The sequence below is a fragment of the Paenibacillus sp. FSL H8-0315 genome (assembly GCF_038005365.1).
Lineage (GTDB): Bacteria > Bacillota > Bacilli > Paenibacillales > Paenibacillaceae > Paenibacillus_AQ > Paenibacillus_AQ odorifer.
The window spans coordinates 6,575,348-6,597,778 of the sequence record NZ_JBBOTA010000001.1; the positions used below are offsets into that span (position 1 = coordinate 6,575,348).

Sequence of the window (22,431 nt, forward strand, 5' to 3'; positions counted from 1 at the left end):
TACCCTCAAAGCTTGTTCCTATAGACCTTGGGTGACATCCCATAGATTTTAGTGAATTGGCGAGTAAAATAATTACTATCACTAAACCCGCATTCATGTGAGATTTGGGTGATACTGAGATTAGAATGCTTTAATAACCCGCAAGCCCGTTCCAGACGTAAACGATGAAGATAAGCGATCGGGGTTGTCTGATAGTAGGAGCGAAAGATCCGGTTTAAGTGTCTGACTGATATGTCCGAATGTTTGGCGATCTGATCCAGTGTTAACGGCTCAAGATAACGATCTTCCATATATGAGAGTGCATTCGCCAAATGCATCAGATGGTTCCCCTGAATCCCTTTTTCCTGTGGGTCATAATGTCTGGACAAATAGACGACCAGTTCCATAAACTTGGAGCCCAGCATGGTTTGATAACCCTGTAGCTTGTTGTGATATTCTTCAATCATACCCGCAATGAGAAAAGAGACATACTCCAGGTTAGGAATCGGCAAGCTGAGTTTGCTTGTGTAGGAATGTTTATGACGATACAGGGGTTCCAACACAAATAAGGCTTGAAAGCCGTTGGATGTCCGCAAATCCACTCCGGCCGTCGATAGCAATTCAGGCTGAAACATAACATTGCAGATCTTGAAATCCTGAGGATCTTTAAAAGCATGCGGGGTCGAACCATTAATTACAAACACATTTCCCTTTTTGATAAAAGACTCCTCAGTATTAACAATATGTGTAGCTGTGCCACTCAATACAATTACGAGCTCTGAAAAGTCCGCATGTCTATGTAGATCGGTGTCTTCGTCGTGATAGCCGTATTGAATAAAAAATGGAAATTGACGATCAGATGTAAACCATTTTAAATAAAATTCACTCAACTCGTTACCCTCCAAAAGCTTGTCTAGATGAATGTCTATATCATGCTATTTTAGGACCGAATAATCAAGGCTTTCTATCCAGTTGAAGCAGTATAATCCTTGACATAGGTTTCAGTGATTAAGATAGAGAAGGAGAATACTACATGAAATATAACAATCCGATTATCCCGGGGTTTTATCCAGATCCAAGCATTTGCAGAGTAGACGAGGATTATTATCTGGTAAACAGTTCATTTGCCTATTCTCCGGGAATACCCATTTGGCACAGCAAGGATTTGGTGCATTGGAAGCAGCTTGGGTACTGTTTGACTCGTGAGAATCAGCTTCAATTTGATGAATCCGTGGTGTCCGGAGGTGTTTGGGCGCCGACTCTTCGTTATTATAACGGTCGTTTTTATATGGTTACGACAAATCAGGATAGCGGAGGTCATTTCTACGTTTGGGCGGATGACCCGGCAGGCGAATGGTCGAATCCACTTTATGTGGAGCAAGAAGGCATTGATCCCTCCTTGTTTTTTGACGATGGAAAGGTTTATTTCACAAGCACAGGCTCCGAGCAAGGGATGGGGATCTACCAATGTGAGATTGATATTGAAACGGGTCAAAAGCTTAGCGATACACGCTTGATCTGGACTGGTAGCGGAGGGAAATTCCCTGAGGGTCCACATCTTTACAAAATAAACGATTACTACTATTTGATGTGTGCGGAAGGTGGGACAGAATATGGACATATGGAGACTATTGCAAGAAGTAGATCGCCATATGGGCCTTATGAATCGTCTCCTCACAATCCCATTTTGACACATCGAAGTTCAGATTACCCCATTCAAGCTACAGGGCATGCCGATTTAGTTGAAGCTCAGGATGGTAGCTGGTGGGCGGTATTTCTGGGGATTCGACCAGTAGGTTATCCTTACCGTCATCATCTTGGCAGAGAGACATATTTGGCTCCGGTTCAGTGGACGGAGGAGGGGTGGCCAATGATTGGTGATAACGGAGTGGTTGGTTTAGAAATGGAAGCTGACCTGCCCTCACCAATGCCGTGGGAAGAAGAGCCTGAAACCGACGATTTTGATCAATCTGACCTAAGAATGAGCTGGAATTTCATACGTAATGCTAATAAGGTGGATTGGTCATTGCAGGAACGGGGAGGGTGGCTAGCTTTACGTGGATCAGATGTGAGATTAAATGAGAAGGGTACGCCTGCTTTTATTGGCTGTAGACAGCGGCATTTGAATTGTGAAATTACCACCAAAATGGAATTTAGCCCTCTTGAGGGTGACGAAGCTGGTCTTGTAGTTTTTATGGATCAGAAGTATCACTACGCAATTGGACTAACGCAGATGGAAGGTGAAAATGTTATTACGCTGCGCAGACAGGTAGGGAGCATAATTGGTGTGGCATATTCTTCGGCTTTCGAAGGTACAGGGGTAGAATTGAGAATCCAGGTATTACCTGAAAAATATATATTTTACTATCGAGGTGTGGATCAAATATGGCATCTGCTTGGCGAAGCCGAGACACACTTGATATCTACTGAAGTCGCAGGCGGATTTACTGGAGTATTCTTCGGCATGTATAACTACTCTCCTTATGGAACAACTGCTTATTATGATTGGTTTAGCTATCAAAAGAAATAAAAGGCGGTCGGCTACGTGATCGTCAGAAAAAGCAGTGTTAGCTTGTGAAAAATACAAAGCAGCGATTCTCCAAGTATGGATGAATCGCTGCTTTGTGTTTTTTGGTTGTTGTTGGTTGTCTTCCTCAGCTTGTATTTATCAACCTCTTAGGCTTAAGGACTCAGAGGACGTTATTTGCGTATTTATCACTTTTTAAGCATAGTTTCGGACCCCAATGCAGCTATTACTTCGAAATAGATTCATATTGAGTGTTTTTTGAGCCAATAGCGGCTATGCGGTCCTTTAGCATCCCAAATGTGAGATAATACTGCGTTTAAGGTCCCGTGGGTCCGATAGTGATCAGCAGATAGGATAAACCTGATAGGACCAGCCCGATAGAATCAGCCTGTGCGCAAAGGTTACCCATACAAGTTGGTGTTAAGCTGATAGTTCCATATTGTGAATGACGAACACGTTCGCTTTTATCCAATGAGCATATCTTCCTTCAAACGCTTGATGTCTGCTCTAGGTGGTGAACCAAACATCCGAGAATATTCGCGGCTGAATTGTGATGCACTTTCATAGCCAACTCGGAACGCGACATCCGCTGCATCCGCTGATTCAGATAATAAAAGGCGGCGAGCTTCCTGTAAGCGCAGATGCTTTTGAAACTGAATAGGACTCATGGCAGTTACCTCTTTGAAGTGTCTATGGAACGAAGAAATACTCATACTGGCTGTTTCAGCAAGCTCTTCAATCCGCAAAGGTTTATCACAGTTCTCGATAATCTGTTCGATGGCCTCCCGAATGCGGTAGGTGCTGCTACCTTCCATCGCAATTTGAGCGAGTGTAACTCCATAGGGTCCCTGCAGAAGCCGGTATAGAATTTCATCAGTATAAATCGGAGCCAAAAACGGAATGTCCTTGGGATCATCCAGCAAACGTACCAATCTCAGGATCGCATCCAATAGTGGTAACTCTATCTGCCCGACATACATAGCGCGCTTAGCATTTTCTTTCGGAGCGAGTTTAAATTCGGAATCATTTAGTACTTTCAAAATCTGACTCTGCGTGAATTCTAGCTTAAAGCTTAAATAGGGTGCGTTGGGAGAAGCTTTTATAATCTGACCGATAACGGGTAAATTCATTGATGATATTAGATAATTTGCGGGACCATACTCAAAACGCTCCTTGGCCAATAAGATCTCCTTTGTTCCCTGCGCAATGAAACATAAAGAAGGTTTGTATACTCTGTATACTGGCTCGGTCACATTGGAGTTACGAATCACAAATAATGAGGGGATAGCGGTCTCATATACTCCATCCTGGCTCGAATGATGTTCAATCAATCTGGCGAGTTCTTCTTTCCGCTCTAGTAATTCTTTAGACATGTGCTCCTCCTAATGTTTTGTTCTTATTCAATTATAAAGTAAAAACATCTTTTGTGTTAGTGATAGTGAGAGGAATAGGCAATCATTTAAGATAATTGAGATAACGGCGTTCACTTCATTTATCGCATAATTAGAACTAAGAAAGGAGTTTTAAAATTGAGCAATGTTTTGATCTTAGGCGCTAATGGCGGAATTGCACGACATGCGATTGATTTGTTTTTGAACGAAACCGATGCCCGGTTAACACTTTATCTCCGTAACTCGGACAGATTAAGCCATATAACATCCAGCCGTGCTCGAGTAGTTGAAGGAGATGTGTTGGATAGTGAGCAATTAAAAGAAGCGGTGATCGGGCAAGATGTTGTTTATGCTAATCTGGCAGGTAATTTGGAGAAAATGTCTAAGACCATCGTTGAAGCAATGAACACCACTGGTCTTAAACGTTTGATTTTTATCAGCTCAATGGGCATTTACGATGAAGTTCCAGGAGAGAAGTACAGCAGTATATTGGATCCATATCGTAAATCTGCAGAAATTATTGAAGCTTCAAATCTTAACTATACAATTTTGAGACCTGGATGGTTTACCTATAAAGACGAGATAGACTACGAAACAACTCAGAAAGGTGAACCTTTTAAAGGGAGAGAAGTGTCGCGAAAAAGTGTGGCTGCATTAGTTGTTAAATTGGCCGAGTCACCAGATATGGAAATTCGCCGCAGTTTAGGAGTAAACAAACCCAAAATCTAAAGGAGACACAAACTAATGGAATATACAAAACTTGGTCGTACTGGTTTGGATGTATCTAGAATTTGTCTTGGTTGTATGAGTTACGGAGTACCTGAACGTGGAATGGCTCCGTGGTCGCTAAATGAGGAGCAGAGCAGACCCTTTATTAAAAGAGCACTGGAGCTTGGCATCAACTTCTTTGATACGGCTAATGTATACTCTGACGGAACAAGCGAAGAAATTGTCGGACGTGCCTTAAAAGAATTCGCTCGCCGCGATGAGGTAGTCATTGCTACAAAGGTGTTTTTCCGGATGCATCAGGGACCAAATGGAGCAGGACTTTCACGCAAAGCGATTATGACCGAAATAGACAACAGTCTAAAACGGCTGGGCACAGATTATGTGGACCTATACCAGATCCATCGTTGGGATAATGACACTCCTATCGAAGAGACCATGGAGGCCCTTCATGATGTAGTAAAGGCAGGTAAAGTTAGATATATTGGAGCGTCCTCTATGTATGCTTGGCAGTTCTTGCAGGCACAGCATGTTGCTGAGCGTAACGGTTGGACTAAATTTGTCTCTATGCAAAATTACTTGAATCTACTCTACAGGGAAGAAGAACGGGAAATGTTGCCTCTTTGCCGGGAAGAAGGAATCGGTGTGATCCCATGGAGTCCGCTTGCTAAAGGTCGACTAACCCGTGATTGGAATGAACAAACAGCTCGTTCAGAGATAGACGAAGTCGGAAAGGCATTTTATGCAAAAATGGCTGAGGCTGACCGCAAGGTTGTTGAGGTAGTTGCCGAAATTGCGGCAAAGCGCGGGATTCCACGTGCCCAAGTAGCGCTTGCTTGGGTTCTGCAAAAAGAGCAAGTAACATCGCCTATCATTGGTGCAACCAAAGCAAATCATCTGGAGGACGCCGTTGCAGCGGTATCAGTGAAGCTGGAGCCAAGTGAAATAGCGAGTCTGGAAGAGCCTTATGTGCCACACCCAGTTATAGGAAATCTAAGCTAGATAAAAAGCGTGATACCCTTGGGGATCGCGCCTTTTTTTTACCTAAGCTAAACTTTCATCTACCATTTAGTGCCTTTAGAAACTTGTCTTTAGTTTGGCTTAATCGTTGCTCAGCACCATGCGGGTGCAAGGGTTTGCATAAATAGGTGAATAAGAAAACACATTCCAATCGATAAAAATGACATGTTAATTCTTCTTAAGCCAAGGTAATATGTATCCGATATGTGAGAGTGAATATAGAAAAGGAGATGAACTCTTTATTATTAATTCCACATTGAAGCATACGCACATGAATACTGAAATTGGCCAACCAGCCATCCTCAATCCAAGTCAGGTGTACCCGACGGTTTCCTTCACACCGTGTGTTAACGGAAGGGTTGCCGGTGAATTGATTTTTGATAGAACGAAACTGGTGACTGAGTTGCCTGAGACTCCTATGGTTAAAGACTCGTTAATGGAATGGACACCGTTAGGCACGGCTGATCTACTGGGTACTTATGAACTGCGAATGACCCTCAAGCAGGACGGAATAGCTCCTCAGTATGACTCATATTATTTTACCGTGCTGGATCCAAAGAGCATCCCCGCGGGACAGAGCACAATCGCTTTCCTTGGTAACGATGGAATGATGATGTATATCGGTGATTATCGAGGTAATCGTATCTTGGACTTTTCTAATGTGGGTTATAGGGGTGGTGGTGTTGAGATCCCGAATATTCCCGTTAAGTCGACCGTTCTACCCTTGGACGGAGACGCGACGGACCGTATTCAGGTGGCAATTGACCAGTTGGCTATGCTCCCGCTCGATAAGAACGGATTCCGCGGGGCAGTCCTGTTGAAAAAAGGCAGATATGAAGTCGGAGGCACGTTGTTCATTAAAGCAAGCGGGATCGTCCTTCGCGGTGAAGGTCAGGAAAAAGAGGGCACTATTCTCTATGGTACCGGAGCGAAACTGCGAAATCTAATTGAAATTGGTGAAAATGCAGATCTTATGCTGGACAGCAACTCGAAGCAGATGATTTCAGATTTGTATGTACCCTCAGGCTCGCGTTCTTTCCATGTAGAAGACGGGGGTGCTTACAATGTAGGCGATCAGATCATAGTCCGCAGAATAGGTAATAAAAATTGGATTCACGAAATTGGTATGGGTAACATATATAAGCGCCCGGGTGGAACCGTAACCCAATGGTCACCGTTCAATCTGGATTTTGACCGAGTCATCACTGCTATTGTAGGTAATACGATTACGGTCGATGCCCCATTGGCGAATGCTATCGAACGTCAGTGGGGCGGCGGAGAGATCTATAAATATACGGACGATGTCCGCATTCAGCAGGTTGGGGTAGAGAATATGAGGGTAGAGTCCGATTTTGACCCAAGTATTATAGATATTAAGATGGATAACGATACAACAGATCCTTATTATGCGGACGAAAAGCATGCTGAACGCTTCGTCGTGTTCAACAGTGTGAAGAATGGCTGGGTTCGAGAGGTGAGAGGTTATCATCTGTCCTATTCTCTCGTTCAAATGAAGCGTTATTCCAAATGGATTACGGTTCAGGACTGTCAAATGTACGATATGATCAGTGTGGTTACTGGGGGTCGCCGTTATGTCATACATCAGATGGGCCAGCTAAATCTCGCTCAACGTATTTATACAGAGACGGCGCGGCATGCGTTCACCGTCGATAGCTGGGTACCGGGGCCGAATGTATTTCTGGATGGAGAAGCTGTTAAAAATTATAACACCAGTGAACCTCATCATCGCTGGTCAGTCGGAGGCCTGTTCGATAATATCAAAGCTCCCATCTCTATTCGGGATAGGGCGTGGTTAGGCAGCGGACATGGTTGGGCAGGTGCGAATTATGTTACTTGGAATACACACGGAGAGCTCACTTTACAGCGGCCACCAACCGCTCAAAATTACGCCATTGGCCATGTTGGTAGCAAGGTACCCGGACTGGTTCCTAACGATTATGATTCCCGGCCCCGTGAAGATGGATATTGGTGCAGTTGCGGTCAACATGTCGTCATTAATAGTCTCTACAAGCAGCAGCTGATGGAACGTTTAGGTCGAAATGCGCTCAGTAATATAAAAAAATAATTTACAGTAGGGTGCGGAATTTTCCGCATCCTTTTTAGTGTGGATCATAAAAAAACACAACCCCTAACAATCTATGCCATGGAGAGACATCAGGATCAAGAGTAGCATAGGAAGTGGAGTTACTGACGAATGATATGACCTGAAAATAGGAAAGGCCAGGTGAACAAGAGTTGAGTGAAAGAAGACGAGCGAAACAAGAGGTGGCATTACCGGCAACCAAGCAGGAATCAGAACGTCTTCGATTATGGTATACAAGCCCGGCGTCAAATTGGAATGAGGCTCTTCCCATAGGAAATGGGCGCCTCGGGGCAATGGTGTCCGGTATGATCGGCCAAGATAAAATCCAGCTTAACGAAGATTCAATTTGGTACGGCTGCCCTGGACGCGCAGCTAATCCTGCAGCTCAGCCATATTTAACAGAGATTCGGCAAATGTTGAAAGACGGCAGGCAGGCGGAGGCAGAACATTTGGCAAGAATGGCTATGACTGCTTCACCAAAATATGAGCAGCCGTACCAGCCACTTGGAGATTTGATTTTAAAGTTTCTGGATTCTAGTGAGGTTATTGAAGAATACGAGCGGGAGCTCGACTTAGAGCAAGCAGTCGTTACGGTATCGTACCGTTGTGGCGGGGTTCGCTATTACAGGCAATATTTTATAAGTGAACCGGACGGTGTATTGGTAGTCCGATTGACAGCTGACAGACTTGGCAAGATCACGTTGGCTGCGAATCTTATGCGTCGTCCGTTCGATACCGGCTGTAGCACTGGTCCTGCAAACACAGTTTTAATGAATGGGGAATGCGGAGCGGATGGCGTTCGCTTTTGCACAGCACTAAGGGCAGTTCAACAAGGGGGCCGCCAGAGGCTCATCGGGGATTACATCTCTATTGAGGGGGCAGACTCCGTCACCCTTATGCTGGCAGCGCAGAGTACCTTTCGCGTAGATCAACCTGAAAAAGCCTGTCTAGAGCAATTGGATCAAGCTACGGCTCAGTCTTTTGCAACTCTAATAAAGCAGCATAAGGAGGAATACAAGTCCCGGTTTGCTCGATTTTCAATCGATTTAACTAGGGATGGAGACCCGTACGCTGAGCTTCCTACCGATAAGAGATTACAGCGTTTACAGCAAGCAAAAGATGAAAGAAGCAATCCCAATGAGTCTGGTGATCCGGGACTAGTTGCTCTATATGTACAGTATGGGCGCTACTTACTGCTTTCCAGTTCTCGACCAGGTACGTTGCCTGCTAATCTGCAAGGCATATGGAATGATAGCTTTACCCCGCCATGGGAATCAAAATATACAATTAATATTAACCTCCAGATGAATTACTGGCCTGCCGAAGTCCTAAATATGGCTGAATGCCATGAACCGCTGTTTGATCTGATCGAACGGATGCAGTTGAACGGTCAAGAAACGGCAAAAGAAATGTATGGCTGTCGCGGTTTTGTTGCTCATCATAACACTAACTTATGGGCGGAAACCCGACCAGAAGGCATCCTAATTACCTGCACGGTCTGGCCAATGGGTGCTGCTTGGTTATGCCTTCATTTGTGGGAACACTACCGGTTTGGACTGAATCTTTCTTTTCTCAAGGAAAGGGCCTATCCAGTGATGAAGGAAGCAGCGATTTTTCTGCTTGATTACATGGTAGAGGTAGGTGGCTTACGAATTACTGGGCCTTCAGTCTCGCCGGAAAACCGCTTCCTTCTTTCGGACGGAAGCAGCGGCAGCCTCTGTATGGGACCATCCATGGATTTGCAAATCGCATATACATTGCTTTCCGCCTGTTCGGAAGCGGCATTAATTATTGGAGAAGAAGATACAATGTTTCTCTCTGAACTACATGAGACGCTTGAACACATTCCACAGCCGAGTGTGGGCAGTCATGGACAGATTAAGGAATGGCTGTTTGACTACGAAGAGCAAGACGCAGGTCACCGGCATATTTCTCAGTTGTTCGCATTACATCCGGGGGAACAGATTGACATGAGGCACACCCCTGAGCTTGCCGCAGCAGCCCGGCGAACGCTTGAACGCCGCCTTGACGGAGGTGGAGGTCATACCGGCTGGAGCAGGGCATGGATCGTCAACTTTTATGCCCGTCTCGGTATGGGTGCGGAAGCCTATGAGCATTTAATTAAACTGTTAGCCTCCTCCACGTATTCGAATCTTTTAGACTGCCATCCACCCTTTCAAATAGACGGCAATTTTGGTGGAGCAGCAGGGGTAGCAGAAATGCTGCTGCAATCCCACCGAGGAGAACTTCGACTATTACCTGCCCTTCCCAAGGAGTGGGCTTCAGGCAACATAAGGGGGATGAGAGCAAGAGGTGGTTTTACCGTTGATCTTTTTTGGAGCCAAGGAAAGCTGGATGAAGCGACGATTCACTCTACGGTTACCGCTGAATATCGAATTTGGTCTGCCGTTCCGCTCGATCTGCCAGAACAATCTCTTATTAGCGATGGTCAGGGATTTGAATATACTTTTTCTTCAGTTGCAGGGAAGTCCCGCAAGATTCGTGCACAATAGTCAATCGTAATAAAACACAGGCAAGCCGAAAAATCTCCATTTTGAAGACCTGGATATTGGATTAACATTAGCCATACAACAAAATCCAAACTGCAACCAAAGGAGCGATATTTATGCCACAACAAGTGCCAGCCGCATTGCCAGCGAGCAGGCCAGATCTTTCCCCATTCCAAAGACGAATGACCAATTTGCGCAAATATAAGGCGCTATATCTCATTTCACTTCCAGGCATTATTTTTTTTATCGTATTTAAATACTTACCCTTGGCGGGTTCCATCATGGCCTTTCAAAACTACAACATATTCAAAGGTTTTACAGGCAGTCCGTGGGTTGGCCTTGATCAGTTCCGGCGGATGTTCACCTATCCAGAGTTTTTGAGAATTCTTGAAAATACTATCCTGATCGGCCTATATGATATGGTCTTTGCGTTTCCGGTTCCCATAATATTCGCCCTCCTTCTTAATGAAGTGAGAAAAGCTTTTTATAAACGGATTTTGCAGACCGTCGTTTATTTGCCCCATTTTCTCTCATGGGTCATTATTGGGGGGATTATGATTGGCATTTTGTCCCCAACGACAGGTATCGTGAACCAGATCTTAAATACTTTTGGGCTCGACTCCGTTTATTTTCTGGGCGAGGACTCGTATATTCGTACCATCCTGGTTGGAACAGGCATATGGAAAGACAGTGGATGGGGAACTATTGTTTATTTAGCCGCACTCGCTGCTGTGAATCCTGAGCTGTACGAAGCGGCTCGGATTGACGGAGCAAATCGTTGGAAACAAACCTTATCTATAACGATCCCGACGATCTTGCCTACTATCATGATTATGTTCCTGCTTCATATCGGTAACTTCCTTGATTTTGGCTTTGAGCGAGTGTTTGTATTTATCAATTCGCTTAATGAGACCAATGGAGATATTCTCGATACTTATATATACCGAGTGGGTCTTATTGATCAGCAATACAGCTATACAACAGCTATAGGCCTCTTTAAATCGGTCGTCGGACTGTTGCTAGTCATGATCGGGAATACGCTTAGTAAAAAAGCATCAGGGGATGGACTTTACTAGAAAGGAGTCGAAGAGTAAATGAAAAATAAAGGTCGCCTATTTGACGTTTTCAACTATATGTTTCTGATGCTGGTCGGGTGCTTGATGGTCTTCCCTCTGCTGCATGTGCTCGCCAAATCATTTAGCAGCACTCATGCCATTAATGCAGGCGAGGTTAAGCTATTCCCTGTAGATTGGACGCTTATGAATTATCAAGTTATTCTTGGGGATACCTCCATCTGGAGAGCTTTCATGGTAAGTATATTTATTACAGTTGTCGGAACGCTTATTAATCTGATTTTAACTGCATCACTGGCCTATCCTTTATCCAGATCCGAATATTCGATGCGCAAAGGAGTTCTGATTTTAATCCTAATTACGATGATATTTCACGCTCCGCTCATACCGAACTATATGGTCATCAAAAACTTGCACTTGATCGACTCTTTATGGGTATTAATCATCCCATCGGCCATCAGTGCATATAACCTGTTCATCATGCGTTCTTTTTTCTCAGCCCTGCCTACTGAGCTGATAGATAGCGCGCGAATGGATGGAGCGGGAGAGCTGCGCACGATGTGGAGCGTCATTCTTCCTTTGTCCAAACCAGTTATGGCAACTATGGGCTTGTTTTACGCGGTATCCCATTGGAATTCTTATTCATCGGCGTTGTATTTTATCAATACACGAGCGCTTTATCCACTTCAGCTGCGGCTTCGGGAAATTGTACTGAGTAACGACCTTGGGCAAGCGGGCAGCTTATTAGAAAACGTAAATGAAGTATCTCCGGCAGGTGTGCAAATGGCAGTTATTGTCGTCTCCGTCATGCCGATTATTATCGTGTATCCGTTTCTGCAAAAGTATTTTATCAAAGGGATGTTAATCGGATCTATTAAGTCTTAAATTAATCAGCTTGCATCATCCTTTAAAAGAAACAGCCATCTGCTTATCAAAATATGGTAAGATATAATCCAAACTCAAAAATGGAAGCGTTGCCAATAATCGCAACTTCAAATCAATTTCATACCACAAGACAACTGATTCTGATTCCATTCCGGAAGGGATTTGATACAAGTGCGAGTATTGATTGTAGAAGATGAGCCTGTCATTCAAAAAGGATTGGTGAAGATGGTCCAGCGTTATCCGGTCTCATTCACCGCGATTTATACAGCCGACGACGGCGAAGCAGCCTTAGAAACGATCCAAAAGCTAGAACCGCATTTAGTGCTGACAGATTTGCGCATGAAGCGGATGGATGGCCTTGATTTATGTGAACGAATTCACCGTGATTACAGTCATGTCCAGGTGGCAGTCATTTCCGGGTACAATGACTTTCAATATGCACAACGAGCAATGGCCTATGGCGTTAAACGGTATTTACTGAAGCCGGTTCTCCAGCAGGATGTGCATGATATGCTGAGAGAACTGATATCCGGCATGACAGGCAGCATTATTCCTGTTCATAAATACGTGGATTGGGCCGAACAGCTGGAACAACACATCTGGCTGCTGCAACGTGATGAGACAAACCGTCTGCTTGATGAAAGAGAAACATCGGGTTTATTTGAAGGATTGAACGTCTTTAGCATGGATGCAGTGCTGAATGATTGTCTGCAAATGATCGTAGATCGCTTGGAACGCCGAGGCTGGAAGCCTCCGTCCCGGTGCTGTGGAGATGTGAAAGCCGCCAATACGAAAAAAGAAACGATGTTAGCATTTGTCGCGATAATAAACGGTATACTTGCGGAGCTGCAGCTTACTCGCAAAGGCAACTATAAGGACCCGGTTGAAGAAGCAAAAGCTTTCATTGATAAACATCTGGCTGAGGATGTGTCGTTAGAAGAAGTAGCCAAACGGGTGGGACTTGCCCGCACCTACTTCAGCGCATTATTCAAAAAAATGACGGGGGAAACCTTCGTACACTATCGGATCCGGAGACGAATGGAGGAAGCGCGCAGACTTCTTGCCGTACCCACCATGACAATCAGTGACATCTCGATTCATGTAGGTTACGAGGATTATCCTCATTTTACGAAGACATTTAAAAATCTCGTGGGTGTGTCACCTTCGGAATACCGTGCTTCGTTTGGCATTGAATAATGAGAGCAACCCTCAGCCGGAAGCTGCTATTTTATTTTACCATTGTCATCTTACTTTCCCTGTCAGCGCTGGGGATTTCCTTTTACAGCATTTCTGCCAAGCAATTGCAGTCAAGCACTGAAAACCAAATGATTCAGATCGTAAATAATGCAGTTCATCATACCAATCTCTATATTTCATCCTATCAACGGTCGACCGTGGCGCTACTAACGGATTTGAGAGTTAAAAGATATATTGATCTATCAGCAGATCGTGAGGAATATGAAAATTACCGCTACACGACCGATATTCGCGATGCTATTGTTGAACCTGTATGGATTCGCAATCCCGAGATTGAAGCCCTATATATTATCGGGTATTCCGGGAATGCGCTTTATTATTATAATGGCGGTTCAGCGCCATCTTTTACACAGGAAGACACCGCTAGACAGATCCGGTATTTCAAAGAACATACAGATGTCAGTGGACAGTTGAATGTAATCAATTACAGTATCCGTGGGGATCAAACGCCGATGTTGACCTTAATCCGCAGCATTCGCGGTCTTCAGTCACCAGAGATGAAAGGATTCGTAGGCATCGAAGTCAAAGCGGAGGAGCTCTCTACGTTATGGAAAGGAATCGATCTTGGTCCCGAAAGCTATTTTTTTATTGTAGATGGCGAAGGCAGGATTCAATATCATAACGATCAAAACAAAGTAGGGACGTTGATTCCCGATAGTCTTGGCAAGCAAATTGAGCAAGCAGGAGAGGCGATGTTCCGCAGTTCGGCAGAGGGCGTGGAAAAATCTTATATCAGCCGTAATGCGGAATATTCCGGTTGGCATCTGGTTGTATCCATCCCAGACACTCAGCTGCAAAAGCCGCTAATTACCATCCGGAATTATATTATTGTTGTCGCGATTTTGACATTTATGATAGCGCTGTTTCTGGCAAGCCGATTTGGTAAGTCCGTTACTACACCCATCCGTATACTGATGAAAGGAATGAGCCAGACCGAAAAAGGAAATTGGGAATTAATCTCCCTTCCGAAAAGCCAGGATGAGGTCACTGGGCTTATCGTTCGTTACAATCTGATGGTAACCCGCCTGTCAGAGCTTGTGGACACCGTGTATCAGTCAGAACTGAAGAACAAGGAAATGGAAGCTGAGCGGCAGAAGGCCGAATTCCAATCCTTACAGCTGCAGATCAACCCCCATTTTTTATACAATACGCTCGAAACGGTGGTCTGCTATGCAGTAATTCAGGATTCAGATGAAATATCAGAAATCGTCGGAGCCCTGTCCTACATGCTGCATTATTCGGTGCGCACCAATCTTGAAGAGATAACCGTGGCCAATGAGCTGAAACATGTCATCCATTATATGGTCATTATCAATCACCGGATCGGAAAGCCGTTTGAAATCGATGTGCGGATAAAGCCTGAAATGCTTCTGCGCAAAATGGTCCGCTTGACCTTACAGCCACTTGTGGAAAATGTGTTCCAGCACGCCTTTCGTTATGGTGTTGAAGATTATCATACAATTACGATTGATGCTGGAGAGGATGGCGATATCTTCTGGGTCAGCATTACGGATAATGGCTGCGGGATGACCCCGGAGCGGCTTGAAGAACTTCGCCTCAAACTGAGCGAAAATCGACTCGCCGATGTGGAGGAAGGGAAAGAAAGCCCAGGCGGCATCGGTGTGCAAAATGTTCATCGCCGGATTCAACTTGTCTTCGGAGAAGAATTCGGAGTTGACGTAGAAAGCAGTCCAGAATGGGGAACACGCATGATCATGAGAATGCCGATTTCCGGAAGGAAGGAAGGAACAGCAAGTGCTTAACGCATAGGCGCTACTCGCCGAAGAGAACGAGGATCAAAAAGCTGTCCTGAGGTCCGAGCCGCGGACTTTTGGGATGGCCTTTTTTTATAACGACAACCGATCACAAAAAAACACATCCCACAATAATCCACCCCATGGGAGTGCTGTTGATACAGCTTTATGATGGGTACAGGTAAACCAAATACCTTTTTATACTAATAAGGGGGATTATCCAGATGAAAAAATGGGTTAGTCTGATCCTATCCACGGCGCTTGTCTCAAGTCTCGTCGCAGGATGCGGAAGCAATGAAACATCGGACGGTAACGTCGATGCAGCAGGCGAATCAAAACCGCTTAAATTTAGTATTTCGTTAAACACAAGCGGAAACGCTTACACGGAAAGTTCTAAAGACATTAACACCGATAAGTGGGTCAAGGAGTTGGAGAAACGGGCGAATGTCGATTTAGACATTAAGTTAATTCCTTTGAAGGACTTTGATTCCAAAATGGCTGTTATGTTTGCCGGCGGTGATATCCCGGATGTGGTTCAAAATGTCGGAGGGGCTACGGATAAATCGATGGCTGGGTCGGTTCAGGCTGGTGTTTTTATGCCGCTGGATGATCTGCTGAAGGAGAATGCGCCCAACCTGATGAAGGTTGTCCCGCAGGAAGCATGGGATGAAGTCAGCTACGACGGAAAAATATATGGCATTCCGACTTGGCTCAGCAATCCGTCTCGACGTGCCACCTTTATCCGAACTGATTTATTGGAGAAAACTGGCCTTCCGGTACCAGTGACGATTGAAGATTTCTTGAATGTGCTGCGCGCTTTTAAGAAACTCGGTGTGAGCGCTCCTTATCAGATGCGTGAGAACTTCAAGTATGCAGATATCGCATTTGGTGCATATGACGCGCTTGGCTATCAGTTTACAGAGGATAATGGAGAGATCGTACCCAAATTTTATAATTCCGAGAATATGGAGAAAGCACTGAACGTATACAAAACGATGTATGACGAAGGCCTCATTCAGAAGGATTTTGCGACAATTCAAACGGCACAGTATGGTGAAAATATTGCTGCAGGCAATGCAGGAATCTGGACAGCTAATGCGCAGAATCTCCTGGATTTCCGGACCCAGATCGCCGCGTCCAATCCGGAAGCGAAAGTGGATATTATCTCGTCGCCAACCGGTGACAATGGACAAAAAGGATACGGTTTGTATAGTTCGGTCAATACCTCACTGTATATCAACAATAAGGTCAGTAAAGAAAAGGCTGCCCGGATTATCCAAATGTTTGAATGGATGCAGACCCCGGAAGCCAGTAATTTCTATAGCTTTGGGATTGAAGGCGAGAATTACAAGGTAAAAGACGGAAAAGTTGATTATAAGCTGCCAGAGAACAAGGCTGCCCAAGATGAAGAGAAATTCCGCACACAGCTGCGCTGGGTAGGGGACGGAACAATCAACCGCGAACGAACTGAGCTGCTTACGGGTGGTAAAGATGTTTTGAAAGCATTGGATGAAACTCTGAGTAAAGAAGGCTTAGGGGGCATCGGATTTGTACCTGATCTGGAGTCTTTCAGCAAGTTCCCTGATCTTGCCTCCAAACGTCCCGATCAGGCACCAAAACTGATCATAGACCATATGGTCAAAATGATTTATGGCAAAGAACCGATTAGCGATTTCCCAAAAGTCATCGAGGAATATAAGCAAAAGGGCGGCGAAGAAATCTTAAAAGAAGCAACAGAACGCTACAAAAATAATGAGGGAATCCTTAATCAGCAAAGCCGGAAATAGATAGATTCTCAGGAAGCCTCTTCATTCGAAGGGCTTCCTGCCAGTTAGGAGGGAGAACAATGAGTCAAACTGCTTTGTGTGATGAAATCATGCGTCTGCCTGTAATCGATACACATACCCATCTCGTCGGCGATAAGCTAAACGCGGCTGACTTCTGGGAAATAGCCGATTATTTCTGGTTGAACCAAGAGTTTCAGTCAGCAGGATATCCGGCGGATGCGGACCAACTTTCGAAAGAGAAGCGGACTGACTCTTTTGTTAGAGCTTACCACGCTTCCCGTAATACGATGATGAATCGTGCTTTTACAGCAATCATGAAAGATTTGTACGGTATCTCCATCACTGATTCAGAGTCGGTGTTCAAAGCGGATATAACGGTTAAACAGAAAAGTAACGATCCCGGCTGGGCGCAAAACGTAGCTGACCGTCTGCATGTGCAGCGGTTTATTGTAAACCGTCCGGAGCATGCCAACTTTGCACACATGAGAGAAAACGCTCTACTGATTCCTCGAATTGACTCCTGGCTGCCTGAGCTGGCAAAGGATATTACAGATGCCTCTGATCCCAGCCGGGAAGCGGCTTATACTCAAGCGAAAAAGTTTATTAGCGAGCAGTTGCACTCATATCAGACGATGGGCTGTCCGGGAATCATGACTACGTTGCCAGCCTTTGAAGCCAATGCTCATGATGTTTACAATCTTAGCAGCGTAACTGGACCGGATGAAATCATGATGCTGCTCCTTCATCATATCTGTTCAGAACTGCAAGTAAGAGGAATGTTCTTGCAGCTGTTTCTCGGCGTCGAACGCAGATGGTGTAATACATCGGCTGCGCCAGTTAACGATCCGCTACGGATTGTTAAACTGTATGGTTTGTTTGAACGGTATTCCATTTCGTTTGAGCTGGTGGTGGCTTCAGAATTAAATAACCTGGATATTGTGCAGGCTGGATGGAATTTCCCTAACGTTCATGTAGGTGGGATGTGGTGGTATAACTTCAGACCCAGTACCTATTTGCAGAGCATGCAGTATCGGTTAGAGGCACTCGCCCCGCTCAAGTGTTCGCTCATTGTCTCGGATGCGCGCTGTATCGAATGGACATATGGCAAGCTGCTGATCGTTAAAAAAATACTTACGCGCTTTTTGGAAAGTCAAATAGCGGAAGGCTGGATCAGCCGGGAGGAGGCGCTGAATATTGCGGCGGAATGGCTACATGGCAGTGCTGCTAAACGTTATGGACTAACAGATGTAAAGCAATAAGCCGTGGAGGGAGAAAATGACTTTTTCATTGATGGACCGAATGTTGCCTGCTCCTTTGAACGGAGGGTTCCGCATGGAGGATTGGTGGGTGTGGTGCGGATCAGCTGTGCGTGGCGAGGATGGGCGTTTTCATTTATTTGCATCCCGTTGGCCGAAGTGGCTGCCGATGCATCCGGGATGGTTACTCCGCTCAGAAATTGTCCGCGCATCTGCCGATAACGCGGAAGGACCTTATACGTACGAAGAAACCGTACTACCCGCAAGGGGAGCGGAATACTGGGACGGACGAAGCACCCATAATCCGCATATCCTTCGTTATGGTGATAAGTATCTGTTGTATTATATGGGTTCCACTCATCCATTCGCTGAGCCGCAGCCTAATGAAACAGTGGAATTTGACGACTATCGGGTGATTGCCGCTCGTGCCAACAAACGTGTTGGCTTAGCTATAGCCGACAGTGTATTCGGACCATGGACAAGGATGGACGCACCTATTCTGCCTACACGTCCGGGCAGGTTCGACAGCTTCCTCACATCCAATCCGGCTCCTTGTATCCGCGAAGATGGCTCCTTGCTATTGGTATATAAAGCCCGCAAATATGAGGGCAATTCCTATGGACAGATGACGCTTGGCATTGCCGGTTCATCTAAGGACGAAGGGCCATATAAAGTAATTAACAACGCACCGCTGTTTCCACCAGAGCGGTCTCATATTGAAGATCCATTTATCTGGCGGACCACGGACGGGTACCAAATGATCGCCAAAGATATGGATGGCCGGATATGTGGAGAAAAGCACGGTGGGATATTTGCATCATCTACGGATGGAACCGACTGGCAGCTGGCTGATTCAACGCAATCGTATTCCCGGCGGGTACTCTGGGAGGACGGCACAGAGCAGTGGATGGGCAGCTTTGAACGTCCGTTCCTATTATTTCAAGAAGGGGTCCCTACCCATTTATTCGCTGCAGTAGCAGATGGACCGGGAGGGTTTCGAAATGCGAAGCACACTTGGAATATGGTAATTCCACTACGGACAACGCTTTAAGAAATTAAATTTCATAAATATCATCAGTGTTTACAGGAGGAACTAAAATGAGTGAAGTAATACCAACTCAACAAACTCGCGGACTGGCAATTTCGGAGTCTACTCTGGAATGGGCGGATGGCGCTTGGCAACAAATTGTAAATAAAGTGGAAATGACTAGTAAGCGAATTGGTGTTAGTTTTCCGCATGCTTCCGTGAGCGGAGTATACGACAACATGCGTCCATCGTGGTGGACAGCAGGGTTCTGGCCGGGTATTTTGTGGCAGATTGCCGCAGAAGGTAATCATCCGGCGCTGCAAGAAATCGCCGAGCAAATTGAAGAGAAATTGGATGAACCTCTTTATGCCCTTACCGTACATCATGATGCTGGTTTTATATGGACACTCTCAGCTTTGGCCAATTACCGAGTGACTGGTAATGCACGCTCCAAGCAGCGCGGGTTGATGGCTGCTGCTCAACTGGCCAGCCGCTTTAACCTGAAAGGGTCATTTATCAGAGCCTGGCATGACACGGAGAAGATAAACCGGGCGGGATGGTCCATCATTGATACTGTAATGAATCTGCCCTTACTATACTGGGCATCGGAAGTTACAGAGGATCCGCGTTTCCGGCATATCGCCGCTGCGCATGCGGAAACGGTAGTTGAGCATTTTTTACGTCCGGATGGATCAAGTTATCATATTCTGGAGTTCAACCCGGAATCAGGCGAAAAAATCGGCGCTATGGCCGGCCAAGGTTATGCGGAAGAATCCGCTTGGGCACGGGGCAGCGCATGGATGATTTACGGTCTTACTTTGTCTTTTCACTATACCAGAGAGAATAAGTTTCTAACGGGAGCTAAAAGAGCTGCGCACTTCTTCTTAGCTAATCTTCCGGAGGATCATGTACCTCACTGGGATTTCAGGGCACCTGATGCAGGCGAAAAGCCGCGTGATACCTCTGCTGGTGCATGTGCGGCATGTGGCTTGATTGAGCTGGCAAAGATCGTACCACAGGCGGAAGCCTCTTTTTACCTACGAGCCGCAGAACAAATCGTTCGCTCACTTTATGAGAATTATGGGACTTGGGACATTCCGGAAGAGGAGGGCTTGATTCTTTCTGGAACATCCAATCTTCCAGGGGGTGTGCACATTGATACGCCACTGATATATGGCGATTATTTCTTCGTCGAGGCTGTATCTAAACTCCGCGGAGCCGTTCTTCAGTTATGGTAAGGAACGGAAAAACAACAGAAAACCTTCTCGATGATCCGTATAGTATACAGTCGGTCGAAACTCCGATAGATAACGAGCAGGCTCGGCGTATGGAATGGTGGCAGGAAGCCAGGCTCGGCTTGTTTATTCACTGGGGCCCTTATGCCCTGCCTGCGGGTGAATGGAAGGGAAAAGAAATACAAGCTTCTTACAGTGAGCATATTATGCTACGCGCGAAGATCCCAGTGGCTGAATATGAGGAAATGGCCGCAGCGTTCAATCCATCAGCTTTTGATGCAATGAAGTGGGTGCGGACTGCCAAGCGTGCTGGCCTAAAATATATCATCTTTACAGCTAAACATCACGACGGCTTCGCGATGTATGACTCGAGTGTATCCGAATATTCGATCGTCAAGCACACCTCATTGGGCCGTGATCCCCTTTGGGAACTAATGGAGGCATGTCGTGCGGAAGAAATGGTACTCGGAATTTACTACTCTCATGCGATGGATTGGCATGATCCAGACTCTCAAGGGAATACCTGGGATTATCCACTGAATATCGGCGCTTACGATGACGTTCAAACGTGGATAAATGATACCGATAAACGCACACGCTTTGAACGATATTTGCACAGCAAATCAATCCCTCAAGTCCGTGAGCTGCTGACGGACTACGGCAAAGTTGGTTTAATTTGGTTTGATTGCGGAGGCAAACTGACCCGTGAGCAAGGAGAAGCGTTTTTGGCGGCGGTTCATGCAATTCAGCCAGAATGTTTGGTCAATAGCAGAGTATGGAAAGCACCACTTGGAGATTATTCAAATACATCTGATAATCAACTTACGACTCGTAACCTTGGTAAGTACTGGGAGAATATTATTACGTTAAACGACTCATGGGGGTATAAGAGATCCGATCACCATTGGAAATCCCCTGTAACTATCATCCGCCAGATCATCGATGTTGTAAGTAAAAATGGAAATCTGGTAATCAATATCGGCCCAACAGCAACAGGGGAATGGGATCCGGTATCCGAGTCCATTTTGCTTGATGTAGGAGATTGGTTAAATACCAATGGGGATAGCATTTACGGTGCTGGAGAATCGCCCACAGCCAAACCGTCATGGGGCAGATGCACTCTGAAAGGAAACACATTATATCTGCATGTTTTCGATCTTAAGAAGAGAAATAAGCTAATCGTCCCCGGTCTGAAGACCGCTGTTCAAAAGGTATTTGCTTTAGATGGAGGGGAGGAGCTGATTTTCACAAAGCTATCTGTGCAGGATCTGGAAGTCGAACTCCCCAGCTTACCGAACTTTGCCGAAAATTCTAACAACATGCCGCTGGTCATCGCAATTGTCTGTGCAGAACCTGTAGAAGGTAATCCAGTCCGATTATTGGAATTTGGAGAAGATACCTTACAAGAATTAGGGGTATTTGAAAGTGAGATCGTTGGTCCAACCCTCCGTTACGATACAGGAAAAAAAGACCATGATAATCTGTTGGACTGGAAGGATAGAGAGGATACCGCAATTTGGCATGTCCGGACATTAGGTCCGGTAAGATTTCAGGTTAGTATCGAATATCGCAGCGAAGAAGGAGAGAATGGTGGTGGCGGAGTCTACCTCATCAAGGCAGCGGATCAAATTTTACAAGCTAAAGTTCATTCTACTGATGGGGTTAGTAATTTTCAAAGCTTTCAAGTAGGTGAGCTGTATTTCCCCACGGCAGGAGAATATACGATTCAATTGCAGGCAGAGCGTATTACAGGGGGGTATTTGATGCAGCCTAGATGTTTAAAACTACTGCAACTATGAGATTTTTATATTGAAATAATGCAAAAGAACTCAAATCACTTGGGTTCTTTTTTTTTTGTTGATTTAAGGAATGTTGTTGACATATTGCCCTCGGGTAAATA

The 22,431-nt window shown here is 45.4% G+C and carries 17 protein-coding genes; 14 read left to right on the top strand and 3 right to left on the bottom strand.

Features of this window, described 5'->3' with window-relative positions; genetic code table 11:
* Positions 1 to 5: 5 nt before the first annotated feature.
* Positions 6 to 869, bottom strand: coding sequence for an AraC family transcriptional regulator (locus MHB56_RS28770; RefSeq protein ID WP_341144309.1), 864 nt, complete (start codon positions 867 to 869; stop codon positions 6 to 8).
* A 143-nt stretch (positions 870 to 1,012) separates the two neighbouring features.
* On the opposite strand from MHB56_RS28770, the gene MHB56_RS28775 reads away from it, so the two are divergent.
* The gene (locus MHB56_RS28775; protein WP_341144310.1) at positions 1,013 to 2,509 is read left to right on the top strand and encodes a glycoside hydrolase family 43 protein; all 1,497 of its coding nucleotides are present in this window, start codon (positions 1,013 to 1,015) and stop codon (positions 2,507 to 2,509) included.
* A 313-nt stretch (positions 2,510 to 2,822) separates the two neighbouring features.
* Here MHB56_RS28775 and MHB56_RS28780 read toward each other — a convergent pair whose 3' ends face one another.
* Entirely contained in the window at positions 2,823 to 2,978 is a 156-nt protein-coding gene (locus MHB56_RS28780; RefSeq protein WP_179087429.1) for a hypothetical protein, read from the bottom strand.
* Positions 2,971 to 3,879 (bottom strand): AraC family transcriptional regulator, encoded by a 909-nt coding sequence (locus MHB56_RS28785; RefSeq protein WP_076184576.1) that lies wholly within the window; start codon positions 3,877 to 3,879, stop codon positions 2,971 to 2,973. Before MHB56_RS28785 ends, MHB56_RS28780 begins: the two co-directional genes overlap by 8 nt.
* A 156-nt stretch (positions 3,880 to 4,035) precedes the next feature.
* Between MHB56_RS28785 and MHB56_RS28790 the strand changes: the two genes are divergently transcribed.
* The 13 genes from MHB56_RS28790 (at position 4,036) to MHB56_RS28850 (ending at position 22,330) form a co-directional block, all read left to right on the top strand.
* A complete protein-coding gene (locus MHB56_RS28790; protein WP_341144311.1) occupies positions 4,036 to 4,626 on the top strand; it encodes an SDR family oxidoreductase in 591 nt (196 codons plus the stop codon).
* A gap of 15 nt (positions 4,627 to 4,641) precedes the next feature.
* The gene (locus tag MHB56_RS28795; protein WP_076184577.1) at positions 4,642 to 5,625 is read left to right on the top strand and encodes an aldo/keto reductase; all 984 of its coding nucleotides are present in this window, start codon (positions 4,642 to 4,644) and stop codon (positions 5,623 to 5,625) included.
* A gap of 289 nt (positions 5,626 to 5,914) precedes the next feature.
* Positions 5,915 to 7,729 carry a hypothetical protein gene (locus MHB56_RS28800; protein ID WP_341144312.1) on the top strand — a complete coding sequence of 605 codons (1,815 nt, stop codon included), beginning with the start codon at positions 5,915 to 5,917 and terminating at the stop codon, positions 7,727 to 7,729.
* Between the two features lie 170 nt (positions 7,730 to 7,899).
* Positions 7,900 to 10,260: a glycoside hydrolase family 95 protein gene (locus tag MHB56_RS28805; RefSeq protein ID WP_248548259.1), complete on the top strand. Its 2,361-nt coding sequence runs from the start codon at positions 7,900 to 7,902 to the stop codon at positions 10,258 to 10,260.
* A 179-nt stretch (positions 10,261 to 10,439) separates the two neighbouring features.
* A complete protein-coding gene (locus tag MHB56_RS28810; RefSeq protein WP_076190487.1) occupies positions 10,440 to 11,333 on the top strand; it encodes an ABC transporter permease in 894 nt (297 codons plus the stop codon).
* An 18-nt stretch (positions 11,334 to 11,351) separates the two neighbouring features.
* Positions 11,352 to 12,215, top strand: coding sequence for a carbohydrate ABC transporter permease (locus tag MHB56_RS28815; RefSeq protein ID WP_341144313.1), 864 nt, complete (start codon positions 11,352 to 11,354; stop codon positions 12,213 to 12,215).
* Between the two features lie 171 nt (positions 12,216 to 12,386).
* The gene (locus tag MHB56_RS28820; protein WP_076276512.1) at positions 12,387 to 13,412 is read left to right on the top strand and encodes a response regulator transcription factor; all 1,026 of its coding nucleotides are present in this window, start codon (positions 12,387 to 12,389) and stop codon (positions 13,410 to 13,412) included.
* Entirely contained in the window at positions 13,412 to 15,235 is a 1,824-nt protein-coding gene (locus tag MHB56_RS28825; RefSeq protein ID WP_341144314.1) for a cache domain-containing sensor histidine kinase, read from the top strand. Before MHB56_RS28820 ends, MHB56_RS28825 begins: the two co-directional genes overlap by 1 nt.
* 215 nt (positions 15,236 to 15,450) lie before the next feature.
* Positions 15,451 to 17,013 carry an extracellular solute-binding protein gene (locus MHB56_RS28830; protein ID WP_341144315.1) on the top strand — a complete coding sequence of 521 codons (1,563 nt, stop codon included), beginning with the start codon at positions 15,451 to 15,453 and terminating at the stop codon, positions 17,011 to 17,013.
* 59 nt (positions 17,014 to 17,072) lie between these two features.
* Entirely contained in the window at positions 17,073 to 18,272 is a 1,200-nt protein-coding gene (locus MHB56_RS28835) for a glucuronate isomerase (RefSeq protein ID WP_341144316.1), read from the top strand.
* A gap of 16 nt (positions 18,273 to 18,288) precedes the next feature.
* Positions 18,289 to 19,320 (top strand): glycoside hydrolase family protein, encoded by a 1,032-nt coding sequence (locus tag MHB56_RS28840; RefSeq protein ID WP_341144317.1) that lies wholly within the window; start codon positions 18,289 to 18,291, stop codon positions 19,318 to 19,320.
* Between the two features lie 47 nt (positions 19,321 to 19,367).
* Positions 19,368 to 20,534, top strand: coding sequence for a glycoside hydrolase family 88 protein (locus MHB56_RS28845; protein ID WP_341144318.1), 1,167 nt, complete (start codon positions 19,368 to 19,370; stop codon positions 20,532 to 20,534).
* Positions 20,528 to 22,330: an alpha-L-fucosidase gene (locus MHB56_RS28850; protein ID WP_341144319.1), complete on the top strand. Its 1,803-nt coding sequence runs from the start codon at positions 20,528 to 20,530 to the stop codon at positions 22,328 to 22,330. The genes MHB56_RS28845 and MHB56_RS28850 overlap by 7 nt, the downstream gene beginning before the upstream one ends.
* Positions 22,331 to 22,431: the final 101 nt, after the last annotated feature.